Source organism: Candidatus Parvarchaeota archaeon (genome assembly GCA_016866895.1).
Taxonomy (GTDB): domain Archaea; phylum Micrarchaeota; class Micrarchaeia; order Anstonellales; family VGKX01; genus VGKX01.
The window spans coordinates 1-9,178 of record VGKX01000034.1 but is presented as its reverse complement, the minus strand read 5'-3'; the positions used below and the strand labels follow the sequence as shown (position 1 = coordinate 9,178).

Here is a 9,178-nt window from a genome sequence, read left to right as displayed (position 1 = left end):
ATATTGTTTTAGGAAACTTTGCGGACAATCCTGGATTTTGTTGAGAAGGTGGGATTAGAGATTGATGGAAGACTCAGCACCCCGAAAGGTATTTAAATGCTAATGCGCCAATAATTCAACTCTTCTTACTTGATTGATTGGTAAGATGACACTCCCAAACCGGCAATGCCACAAAAATACGGCGGCATGGCGGGGCTTGGGAATCATTAGGCAGCATCCGGTCTTCCTAAACGTTTAGTTTAGGCTACCTTTTGCTTGCAGGAAAATTTAGGCTTGCGCTAAAGCCGCAGGATTGATGATAATGGTCAAATACAGGGTAAGGCACGGCTCAAGGGCTTTTAGGCCAAGGAAAAGGGCAGGCTCCCAGAAGCCAACAATAAATTACTGGCCAGTTGCACAAGAGAAAAGGCTGCTTGGCTTTGCAGGCTACAAGGCAGGCATGACGCATTTTTCATACATTGACAACACAAGTTCCCCAAACAAGGGCCAGGAAGTCGTCGGGGCAGGAACAGTTGTCGAGGTTCCGCCGCTTCAGGTTTTTGGAGTGAGGGCGTACGACAAGCTTGGCAACAGCGCCGGCGACTTGCTCACAACTGACGAAAAGATTTTGAAGCACTTGTGCATTGGCACAGGCAAAAAAAACAAACCAGCTTCTTCTTCCGCCGCAACCCCTTCATCCGCCCCTTCCGTTTCTTCTTCAACCCCCTCAAATTCGTCCGATTCAGCGTTTCTTTCAAAAACCTCCGATTTCTCAGGAGTTTTTGTCCTTTGCGCAACGCAGCCGGGGCAGGCGGGATTTGGAAAAAAATCCCCCGACACGATGGAGATTGCCGTAGGCGGCAAGGACATTTCTGAAAAAATTGAATATGCAAAATCACTTCTTGGAAAAACAGTCGCGTTTTCCGACGCTTTCAAGCCCGGGGAGTTTGTCGACACGGTAAGCATCACAAAGGGCAAGGGAACGCAAGGCGTGATAAAAAGATTTGGCGTGTCCATTCAAAGGCGCAAGGCAACAGGGAAAAGAAGGCACGTGGGCACACTTGGCCCCTGGACGCCTTCCTATGTCATGTACACTGCCTCGCAGGCAGGGCAGATGGGCTACCACAAAAGGACTGACTTGAACAAGCTTGTTGTCAAGTCCGGCGCACCGGCTGAGATAAACCCCAAGGGCGGATTTATGAATTACGGGCTTGTCAAGACAAGCTATGTGCTTTTGAAAGGCTCCATAAGCGGACCTGCAAAAAGGCTCATCAGGTTCAGGAAGGCGGCCAAAGGAGGCGGTGTGGCCCCACTAAGCGCGCCTGTTGTCGGATATATTTCACAGGAATCAAAACAATAGGGGAATTATTTGCAATATAATGAGAAGTGTTAGCCACGTATATTATATTATTAGAAGAATGCAAGGTGCAGAAAATGAAAATCCCTGTTTACGGCATTGACGGAAAAAAATCCTCTGAGATGCAGCTGCCCGAGGTGTTTGGGCAGGTTGTGAGGACAGACCTAATAAAAAGGGCGGTTCTTTCAGACCTGTCTGCAACTTACCAGCCAAAGGGCAATGACCCAAGGGCAGGAATGGAAACGTCCGCAAGGTACAGGGGAAGAAAAGAGGACTACGGCTCTGGGAAAAACAAGGGCACTGCAATAAGGCCGCGCGAGGTTTTGCCAAAAGGCAGGCTTGGCAAGGTAAAAAGGATACCTTCTGCAGTAAAGGGGCGAAGGGCGCACCCGCCGCACGTTGAAAAAGTGCTTTTCGAGTCAATGAACAAAAAGGAGTATGCAAAGGCCATCCAAAGCGCGCTTGCAGCGACAGCAAATAAAAGCGTGGTGCAGGCAAGGGGCCACAAAGTAAAGGATGTGGCTGCACTCCCGATTGTTTTTGACAGCAAGCTTGAATCGGTTGCAAAAACAAAGGAGATAGTCAGTGCATTGGTTGCAGCCGGGCTTGGGCAGGACCTTGAAAGGGCGAAAAAAACCAAGAGAGTCAGCGGGGTTGGAAGAAGGAGGGCGGAAAAAAAGGGCCCCAAGTCGGCTATCGTAGTGGTTGGGAACAATTCTCCGCTTCTAAAGTCTGCAAGGAACATTGCAGGCGTTGACACTGTGCTTGCATCCAACATCAGCGCACTTGACCTGGCGCCAGGGGCTGCGGCAGGAAGGCTTGCAGTTTATACTACAGGAGCACTTGAGCAGATTTCAAGGCTTTACGGGCCTGCAAAGGGAAAGCAGTAAAACACAACAGGTCTCATGGAAAGATGCTAAAAACGTGATTCGAGATGGCAATATTATACCCCGTAACAACCGAAAAGGCAATCAGCATGATTGAAATTGAAAACAAGATACTTTTTGTTGTTGACAAGGACTCCACAAAAAAAGGCATCCGCGACGAGGTTGAAAAGACGTATGGCGTGAAAGTCGAATTTGTAAACACGCACATAACGCCAGGCGGGCAAAAGCGCGCCTATGTCAAGCTCAAAAAAGGCTTCAAGGCGGACGACATAGCTGCAAAGCTCAAGATTGCATGATAAAAAAGATTCAGAGTTCAGATATGCAAAATTAACAAGGATGATTTGAATGGGAAAGCTGCTCAAGCAACAGAGGAGAGGCAAAGGGCACAAGTCGCTAGCCTATGCCGCAAAGTCGCACAGGTACAAACTCGAGCTTAAGTACAAAAGCGCGGATACGCGGGAAAAGGAGAGCCTGATACCCGCAAAAATAATAGATTTCATTGACGACCCGGCAAGGGGGGCGCTTGTGATGAAAGTTGTTTTGGACACAATGCAGCAGGAATATCTTCTTGCCCCGGAAGGCGCGCAGCTTGGAACGCAGGTGTACTATGGGGCAAAGGCCCCGCAGACGCCTGGAAGCGTGCTTCCTCTTTCAAGCATACCTGACGGAAGTTACATTTACAACATTGAGCTTACGCCAGGGGACGGTGGCAAGGTAGTCCGCGCCCCAGGCTCGCATGCCCTTGTAGTTGCGCACGAGGGGAACACGGTTATTGTAAAGCTCCCTTCCAGAAAGACCATAAGCGTTGAATCATGCTGCAGGGCACAGGTAGGCATCGTGTGCGGCGGCGGAAGGCTTGAAAAGCCGCTTATGAAGGCAGGGGCGAACTTTTACAAAAAGCACGCGCAGAACCGCAAATGGCCAGTCAACAGGGGTGTGCACATGGCAGCATACACGCATCCGTTTGGCGGAAAGCAGCACCACAAGGGCCGCTCAAGCTCGATTGGCAGGGGCGCGCCTCCGGGAAGGAAAGTCGGCCACCTGGCATCAAGGAGCACAGGCAGGGGCGGGCAGTCAAGAGACAAGTCGCAGGAGTAAATAGAAGTTTTGTTTGATTCAAGGTGAAAACCAATGGCCAAGATAACCACATTCCAGGGAAAGACGGCGCAGGAGCTTGAAGGCCTCGGCCAGCAGGATGCACTTGCAATGCTCAACTCCCGCTCAAGGCGCGCAATGAACAGGAGCGCCTCAAGCTCGAAAAACTACAGGCTCAAGACCCTGATAAAAAAAGTCGTGAAAATCAAGGCATTGAACGACGCGAAAAAAATAATCAAGACGCATGTGAGGGACGCAGTCATACTTCCAGAGTGGCTTGGCCTCACATTCGGCGTGCACAACGGCAAGGAGTTCAAGAACGTCTTGGTTACGATTGACAGGATTGGCTACAGGCTTGGGGATTTTGCGCACACGACTGGCAGGGTTCTCCACTCAGGCCCGGGTGTTGGAGCAACAAGGGGCTCAAAGTTCATACCTCTCAAGTAAAGTGGGATTACTATGCCATACGCATTCAAGTTCAAGGAAGGAAAAACGTACGCAAAGGCGCAGATGCACGACGTGAACGTTTCATACAAGGACATGATACAGGTGTGCGGGGCAATCCGCTACAAGACTGTCGAGAAGGCGCTTGAACACCTGGACAATGTGCTTGAAGGAACAGAAGCCATTCTTTATAAAAAATTCAACAAGGGGCTTGGGCATAGGTCGCAGCTAGGCGGCAGGAAAGGAGGATTTCCAGTCAAGGCTGTTGAAAAGGCAATCGAGATTGTTGAAAACGTTGCGGCAAATGCAAGAAAGGCTGGGTTTGAGAACGGAAAGATTGTTCATGTCTGCGCAAACAGGCAAAGCGTAATTCCAAGGATGTCGCCAAAGGGAAGGCAGATAAGGCAGTCATACCAGACGGCAAGGATTGAAATTGTTATTGAGCAGGTAGGCGGGCAAGGTGCCAAAAAGCCGCAGGCAACACAAGCAGCAGGTGCAGCCCAGGCCGGTGAGAAAAAGCCCGAGGCGCTTAAAGCCGCAAAAGCTGAAAAGAAGGCCGAGGGCGCACAGGCAGTGGCGCCAAAGGCAAAGGAAGCAATAAAACCCTCGCAAGCCGCAGCAGGGAAGGAACAGGCTGCAGCAAGAAAGGAGTGAGCCAATGGGCATTGAAAAAAAATTCATTGAAGACTCGATAATACGCCACAGGGTGTCTGAATTTCTGGAGCGGGAGCTTGACAAGGCAGGCTTTTCCAGGGTTGAAATCCAGCGCACGCCTGTTGTCACAAGAATAGCAGTGGAAGTCACAAACCCAGGCAGGGTCATTGGAAGGAAGGGAAAGACAATCCAGGACCTGACAGAGGCAATACACAGGGAATTTAAGATTGAAAACCCGCAGTTGTCAGTCATTGAAACAAGAAACGAGCACCTTGAGCCGCGCCTGGTTGCAAAAAAGGCCTGCAGGTACATAGAGATGGGCAAAAAAGTCAGGGCAATTCTCCACTTCCTGCTCCGCGAGATTATGAGCAGCGGCGCACTTGGCGCAGAGATAGTCGCATCAGGAAAAATAGCGGCAAAGGGCGGAAGGTCCAAAAGGCTCAGGGTCGTGGCAGGCTATATACCAAAGGCAGGTGAGCCGGCGCGCCTTGTGACACAGGACCATGTGACGGCATATCCCAAATCCGGGGCAATCGGAGTGCTTGTAAGAATTGTCCAGCCTGGGACCGTTTTCCCTGACAAAAAACCAGGGAAGGCAGTTGAGCTTCCAAGGATAATTGCAGCAGCAGAAGACGTGCAAAAGGCTCCAAGGGAGACTGTTGCAACCGAGGAGGAAAAGAAAAAACAGGCATTTGCAAGGCCGCAGAGGAGAAGGTAGGCAAAATTATCAAGAAAGCACGGGGAAAACCATGGCAATATTGAAAGCAAACGATGCACGGGGGCTTGAGGGAAGCTCGCTTGCCGACAGGCTGTCCCAGGCGCTTGTGGAACTTAACCGCGAGCGTGGGCTTGTGAGGACAGGGGGCAGGGCAACAAACCCAGGACGCATCAGGGAGCTGAAGCGGACTGTTGCAAGGATACTTACTATTATACATGAGAAGAAGCTTGGGCTTGTGAAGAAAATCAGGGAGAGAAAGGCAGGCAAGACTGCAAGTGCCGCCGCACCACAGGACGCAAAGCCCGAGAAAAAACCAGAGGCAGCGCAGACTGCCGCAAAACAGGGCGGCAAGGCTGCACAAGCTCAAAACGAGGTGAAAAAGGTTGCCTGAATTTTGCCAAAAATGCGGACTGCTCAAGGACATATGCGCCTGCGACATCCTCGAAAAGGAGGAAGTCTCGAAGATACAGGTCTACACCACAAACAAGAAGTTCAAGAAGCTTGTGACTGTTGTCGAGGGCATTGACGATGGGAAAATAGAGCAGACGGCCAAGGAGCTCAAGCAAAAGCTTGCGTGCGGCGGAACTGCAAAAGACGGCGTGATTGTGCTTCAAGGGAACCATATAAGAAAAATGAAGGGTTTGCTTGTGGCAATGGGCTACCCGCAGGAAAACATAGCGGTTTCAACCGCACTGCGAAGATAAGCCCGAGGGTAACCTGAAAATGCGGAGAAATGTGATGATAACAAGACAGAACATTGCAAGGCATGAGCTTGTCGGCCTGATGGTTTGCGTGGAAAACAGCACGCACACAGGCCTGGTGGGCAAGTGCGGGCAAGTCATATATGAAACTAAAAACACCCTGCACATTGTTGAAAAAGGAAAAATCGTGATTGTGCCAAAGGCAAGCTGCACATTCAAGTTTGCGCTGCAAGAAGGCGGCGTGCTTGTTGATGGCAGGCAGATATGCTTCAGGCCGCATGAAAGGCCGAAAAAAGCCAGGGCGTAGGAAAGCAAAATGAAAAGAGAGGGAAAAAATGGAGAAATGCAATGATGTCAACTGTTTCAGGCACGGTCAGCTTTCAACAAGGGGCCACACTTCTGTTGGGATTGTGGTGTCGGACAGGGTCAAAAGAACCGCAATCATTGAAAAAGACGCACTGCAGTACATTCCAAAGTACAAAAGGTACGCAAGGAGAAAAAGCAGGATTCCGGCGCACAACCCAGACTGCATAAAGGCCGTGCTTGGAAACGAGGTAGTCATTGCCGAGTGCAGGAAGATATCAAAGACAAAGGCGTGGACGATTGTAGAGGTAATCGAGAAAAAAGAGGGCAAGAAAAAGGCCAAGTGAGGCAAGAAGGCGAATAAGGATTTGCGCTTCTGAGGCAAAAGGTTGATTTGATGAAAGGACTTACGGCAACTGTCACAAAGGGCCTGACAACAGGGACTGTCATGCAGTGCATTGACAATTCCGGGGCTAAGATAATCAGCATAATCGGGGCAAAGACATACAGGGGAAAGCGCGCGCTTTACCCGAAAGTCGGAGTCGGCGACATTGTCACCGTCTCCGTGAAGAAAGGCACCCCGACAATGAGGAAAAAAGTCGTCAAGGCAGTCATTGTGAGGCAGAAGAAGGAGTACAGGAGGCCAAACGGGACCCGCATACAATTCGAGGACAATGCCGCTGTCCTGATTGACGACCAGGGGCTTCCGGTGGGGACTGAAATCAAGGGAGTTGTGGCCCGCGAGGTGGCTGAAAGGTTCCCAAAAGTGGCTGCAGTTGCAGCCGCAGTGATGTAGGCCAGGCAAAAGAAAAAATGATTATTGTCGGTGTTATTATGACTGAATCAAGGCAGCCAAGAAAGCAGCGCAAGTTCCAGGCAACGCGCCCGCTGCACCTGAAAAGAAGCGCGCTTCATTTGCACTTGTCCAAAGAGCTGAGAAACAAGCTTGGCACAAAAAAAAGGTCGGTGCTTGCAAACAGCGGGGACAGGATAAAAATAATCAAAGGGGAGTTTGCAGGGAAAGAGGGCAAAATTGCAAGGGTAAGCTACAACGACTGCGCGGTCTATGTCGAGGGCATAACCTCAAGGACCGCAAAGGGAACTGAAAAGCTTCGCCCAATCAAGCCCGCCAACATTGAGCTTGTTGACGGGGATTTTGCAAAGGCTGACAGGAAATCCATGATTGCGAGATGATAGTATATGGCTAAGAAAGGCGGAACGCACCACAGTTCAAGGCTTGCAGTGCCATCTGTTGTGCCCATAACCGGGAGAAAGGAGAGGAAGTGGACTATCAAGCCAAGGCCTGGTGCGCACAAAGGCGCGGAGTGCATCAGCCTTGGGATTGTACTAAGGGACTTGCTGAAAGTGGCAGCCAATTCGCACGAGGCAAGAGGCCTTGCAAATACAGGCCAGGTTCTTGTGAACGGGAAAAAAGCCAAGGACATCAGGTGCCCTGTTGGAATCATGGACATTATTTCAATTCCAAAGACCGGGAAAAGTTATACAGTCACGGTAAAAAGCAAGAGGTTCGGGCTTTTAGAGGCCGCTGGAAAGGATGTTGCAAGCAAGCTGTGCAAGGTGGTTGGAAAAAGGACCATAAGGGGCAACAAGGTGGCCCTGACAATGCACGATGGGCGCAACCTGATTGCGGACAACTCCTACAAGGTTGGGGACAGCGTGGTATTTGACCTTGCGGCAAAAAAACCCTCCGGAGTGCTGAAGTTTGGCCCTGGCGCAAAGTGCCTTGTGACAAGCGGCATGCACAAAGGCGCGGTTGCAAAGCTTGTGGGAGTTGTTGAGAGGAAAGGCTCTATGGATGCCGAAGCCAAGCTTGAGGGAAAGGATGGGGAATTTGTGACCCTTGCAAAGTACCTTTTTGTGGTCGGCGAGCAGTACACGGAACAGGCAAGTTAAACTTGGGGATTGCAGGCAAAAATGCAGTATTGAGGAAATGGCAAGATTTAAGGTGCAAACAATGGCAAACGATTCAGAAAACCCGATGAGGCAGCTTGTGATTGACAAAGTCACAGTCAACATCGGGGTAGGGCAGGCAGGCGAGGCGCTTGAGAACGCAAGGACGCTACTCAACAGGCTTACCGGGAAGAAATCAGTCATCACTACTGCAAAGGTGAGAAACCCGGTCTGGAGAATAAAGAAGGGCGACCCTATAGGGACAAAAGTCACGCTAAGGGGCGCAGGGGCAACGGATTTTTTGAAAAAATCAATTGCCGCAAAGGGCAACAAGCTTAGCTCAGGCAGCTTTGATCGCGAAGGCAACTTCTCGCTTGGTGTAGCCGAATACATTGATTTTCCCGGGGCAAAATACGACCCGAAAATCGGGATTATCGGCTTTGACGTTTCTGTTACCATGAAGAGGCGCGGAGGCTCCAGGATAAGCAGGAGGAGAAGGGCTGCCTCGCATATTGGAAGGTCCCACAAGATAAGCAGGTCAGAGTCCATTGAATTTGCAAAAAACGCCCTTGGCGCACAGGTTGGCTGAGTGGGGCTTTAGACAGAGTGAAAATTCAGGTGTGATGATTATGGCTGGAAACAAGAACAAGGCGCAAAGGCCCGCAGAGTACAAAATGAAAGGCAAAGGAAAGCGCAAATGCAGGTTTTGCGGCAACGCACGCGGAATGATTAGGGCCTTTGACTTGCATGTTTGCCGCCGATGCTTCAGGGAAGTAGGCGAAAACATTGGTTTCAGGAAATATTGACAAGCGGTGAAAAGTATGGCTGATGATTTACTTGCAGATGCGCTCAACACGATAAAAACGCACGAGATGGCAGGCAAACCCGACTGCACGGTCAGGTCCTCAAAGATAGTCAGGGAAACGCTGCGCATTCTCCAGGGCAAGGGTTACATTGGTGAGTTTGAATTTGTGGACAACGGCAAAGGTGGACAGTTCAGGATTTCACTGATTGGGAAAATCAACGAGTGCGGGGCCATAAAGCCAAGGTTCCCAGTCAAAAAGGAGAGCTGGACTGAGTGGGAACAGAGATACATACCAGGCATTGACTTTGGGCTTCTGATAGTTTC

The 9,178-nt window shown here is 50.4% G+C and carries 17 protein-coding genes; all 17 read left to right on the top strand.

Going from position 1 to position 9,178, the window contains the following annotated elements; translation table 11 throughout:
* The first annotated feature begins 295 nt into the window (after positions 1-295).
* Positions 296-1,339: a 50S ribosomal protein L3 gene (locus FJZ26_02245; GenBank protein ID MBM3229227.1), complete on the top strand. Its 1,044-nt coding sequence runs from the start codon at positions 296-298 to the stop codon at positions 1,337-1,339.
* 74 nt (positions 1,340-1,413) lie between these two features.
* The gene (gene rplD / locus FJZ26_02240; GenBank protein ID MBM3229226.1) at positions 1,414-2,226 is read left to right on the top strand and encodes a 50S ribosomal protein L4; all 813 of its coding nucleotides are present in this window, start codon (positions 1,414-1,416) and stop codon (positions 2,224-2,226) included.
* 44 nt (positions 2,227-2,270) lie between these two features.
* Positions 2,271-2,519, top strand: coding sequence for a 50S ribosomal protein L23 (locus tag FJZ26_02235; protein MBM3229225.1), 249 nt, complete (start codon positions 2,271-2,273; stop codon positions 2,517-2,519).
* A 49-nt stretch (positions 2,520-2,568) separates the two neighbouring features.
* Complete coding sequence (locus FJZ26_02230) at positions 2,569-3,321, top strand: 50S ribosomal protein L2 (GenBank protein ID MBM3229224.1); 753 nt, start codon at positions 2,569-2,571, stop codon at positions 3,319-3,321.
* Positions 3,322-3,354: 33 nt separating this feature from the next.
* Complete coding sequence (gene rps19p, locus FJZ26_02225) at positions 3,355-3,765, top strand: 30S ribosomal protein S19 (protein MBM3229223.1); 411 nt, start codon at positions 3,355-3,357, stop codon at positions 3,763-3,765.
* Between the two features lie 12 nt (positions 3,766-3,777).
* The gene (rplV, locus tag FJZ26_02220; protein ID MBM3229222.1) at positions 3,778-4,416 is read left to right on the top strand and encodes a 50S ribosomal protein L22; all 639 of its coding nucleotides are present in this window, start codon (positions 3,778-3,780) and stop codon (positions 4,414-4,416) included.
* Between the two features lie 4 nt (positions 4,417-4,420).
* Complete coding sequence (locus FJZ26_02215) at positions 4,421-5,134, top strand: 30S ribosomal protein S3 (protein MBM3229221.1); 714 nt, start codon at positions 4,421-4,423, stop codon at positions 5,132-5,134.
* 31 nt (positions 5,135-5,165) lie between these two features.
* On the top strand, positions 5,166-5,525 hold the full coding sequence (gene rpmC, locus FJZ26_02210; GenBank protein MBM3229220.1) for a 50S ribosomal protein L29: 360 nt from the start codon (positions 5,166-5,168) through the stop codon (positions 5,523-5,525).
* Positions 5,518-5,838 carry a stress response translation initiation inhibitor YciH gene (gene yciH, locus FJZ26_02205; protein MBM3229219.1) on the top strand — a complete coding sequence of 107 codons (321 nt, stop codon included), beginning with the start codon at positions 5,518-5,520 and terminating at the stop codon, positions 5,836-5,838. Before rpmC ends, yciH begins: the two co-directional genes overlap by 8 nt.
* A 34-nt stretch (positions 5,839-5,872) precedes the next feature.
* Positions 5,873-6,142 carry a ribonuclease P protein component 1 gene (locus FJZ26_02200; GenBank protein MBM3229218.1) on the top strand — a complete coding sequence of 90 codons (270 nt, stop codon included), beginning with the start codon at positions 5,873-5,875 and terminating at the stop codon, positions 6,140-6,142.
* Between the two features lie 28 nt (positions 6,143-6,170).
* Positions 6,171-6,485 carry a 30S ribosomal protein S17 gene (locus FJZ26_02195; protein ID MBM3229217.1) on the top strand — a complete coding sequence of 105 codons (315 nt, stop codon included), beginning with the start codon at positions 6,171-6,173 and terminating at the stop codon, positions 6,483-6,485.
* 50 nt (positions 6,486-6,535) lie between these two features.
* A complete protein-coding gene (locus tag FJZ26_02190; protein MBM3229216.1) occupies positions 6,536-6,934 on the top strand; it encodes a 50S ribosomal protein L14 in 399 nt (132 codons plus the stop codon).
* 17 nt (positions 6,935-6,951) lie between these two features.
* Complete coding sequence (locus tag FJZ26_02185) at positions 6,952-7,332, top strand: 50S ribosomal protein L24 (GenBank protein MBM3229215.1); 381 nt, start codon at positions 6,952-6,954, stop codon at positions 7,330-7,332.
* Between the two features lie 6 nt (positions 7,333-7,338).
* Positions 7,339-8,052 carry a 30S ribosomal protein S4e gene (locus FJZ26_02180; GenBank protein ID MBM3229214.1) on the top strand — a complete coding sequence of 238 codons (714 nt, stop codon included), beginning with the start codon at positions 7,339-7,341 and terminating at the stop codon, positions 8,050-8,052.
* 61 nt (positions 8,053-8,113) lie between these two features.
* Positions 8,114-8,638, top strand: a complete 525-nt coding sequence (locus FJZ26_02175; GenBank protein MBM3229213.1) for a 50S ribosomal protein L5 — start codon at positions 8,114-8,116, stop codon at positions 8,636-8,638.
* A gap of 40 nt (positions 8,639-8,678) precedes the next feature.
* Positions 8,679-8,855: a 30S ribosomal protein S14 gene (locus tag FJZ26_02170; protein ID MBM3229212.1), complete on the top strand. Its 177-nt coding sequence runs from the start codon at positions 8,679-8,681 to the stop codon at positions 8,853-8,855.
* 15 nt (positions 8,856-8,870) lie between these two features.
* Positions 8,871-9,178: 30S ribosomal protein S8 (gene rpsH, locus FJZ26_02165; GenBank protein MBM3229211.1), on the top strand; the 308-nt coding region annotated here is incomplete at its 3' end.

Excerpts from the sequence above, each read along its gene's own strand:
- FJZ26_02245 (MBM3229227.1), top strand. The coding sequence starts at position 296 with ATGATAATGGTCAAATACAGGGTAAGGCACGGCTCAAGGGCTTTTAGG.
- rplD (MBM3229226.1), top strand. The coding sequence starts at position 1,414 with ATGAAAATCCCTGTTTACGGCATTGACGGAAAAAAATCCTCTGAGATG.
- FJZ26_02235 (MBM3229225.1), top strand. The coding sequence starts at position 2,271 with ATGGCAATATTATACCCCGTAACAACCGAAAAGGCAATCAGCATGATT.
- FJZ26_02230 (MBM3229224.1), top strand. The coding sequence starts at position 2,569 with ATGGGAAAGCTGCTCAAGCAACAGAGGAGAGGCAAAGGGCACAAGTCG.
- rps19p (MBM3229223.1), top strand. The coding sequence starts at position 3,355 with ATGGCCAAGATAACCACATTCCAGGGAAAGACGGCGCAGGAGCTTGAA.
- rplV (MBM3229222.1), top strand. The coding sequence starts at position 3,778 with ATGCCATACGCATTCAAGTTCAAGGAAGGAAAAACGTACGCAAAGGCG.
- FJZ26_02215 (MBM3229221.1), top strand. The coding sequence starts at position 4,421 with ATGGGCATTGAAAAAAAATTCATTGAAGACTCGATAATACGCCACAGG.
- rpmC (MBM3229220.1), top strand. The coding sequence starts at position 5,166 with ATGGCAATATTGAAAGCAAACGATGCACGGGGGCTTGAGGGAAGCTCG.
- FJZ26_02200 (MBM3229218.1), top strand. The coding sequence starts at position 5,873 with ATGATAACAAGACAGAACATTGCAAGGCATGAGCTTGTCGGCCTGATG.
- FJZ26_02195 (MBM3229217.1), top strand. The coding sequence starts at position 6,171 with ATGGAGAAATGCAATGATGTCAACTGTTTCAGGCACGGTCAGCTTTCA.
- FJZ26_02190 (MBM3229216.1), top strand. The coding sequence starts at position 6,536 with ATGAAAGGACTTACGGCAACTGTCACAAAGGGCCTGACAACAGGGACT.
- FJZ26_02185 (MBM3229215.1), top strand. The coding sequence starts at position 6,952 with ATGATTATTGTCGGTGTTATTATGACTGAATCAAGGCAGCCAAGAAAG.
- FJZ26_02180 (MBM3229214.1), top strand. The coding sequence starts at position 7,339 with ATGGCTAAGAAAGGCGGAACGCACCACAGTTCAAGGCTTGCAGTGCCA.
- FJZ26_02175 (MBM3229213.1), top strand. The coding sequence starts at position 8,114 with ATGGCAAACGATTCAGAAAACCCGATGAGGCAGCTTGTGATTGACAAA.
- FJZ26_02170 (MBM3229212.1), top strand. The coding sequence starts at position 8,679 with ATGGCTGGAAACAAGAACAAGGCGCAAAGGCCCGCAGAGTACAAAATG.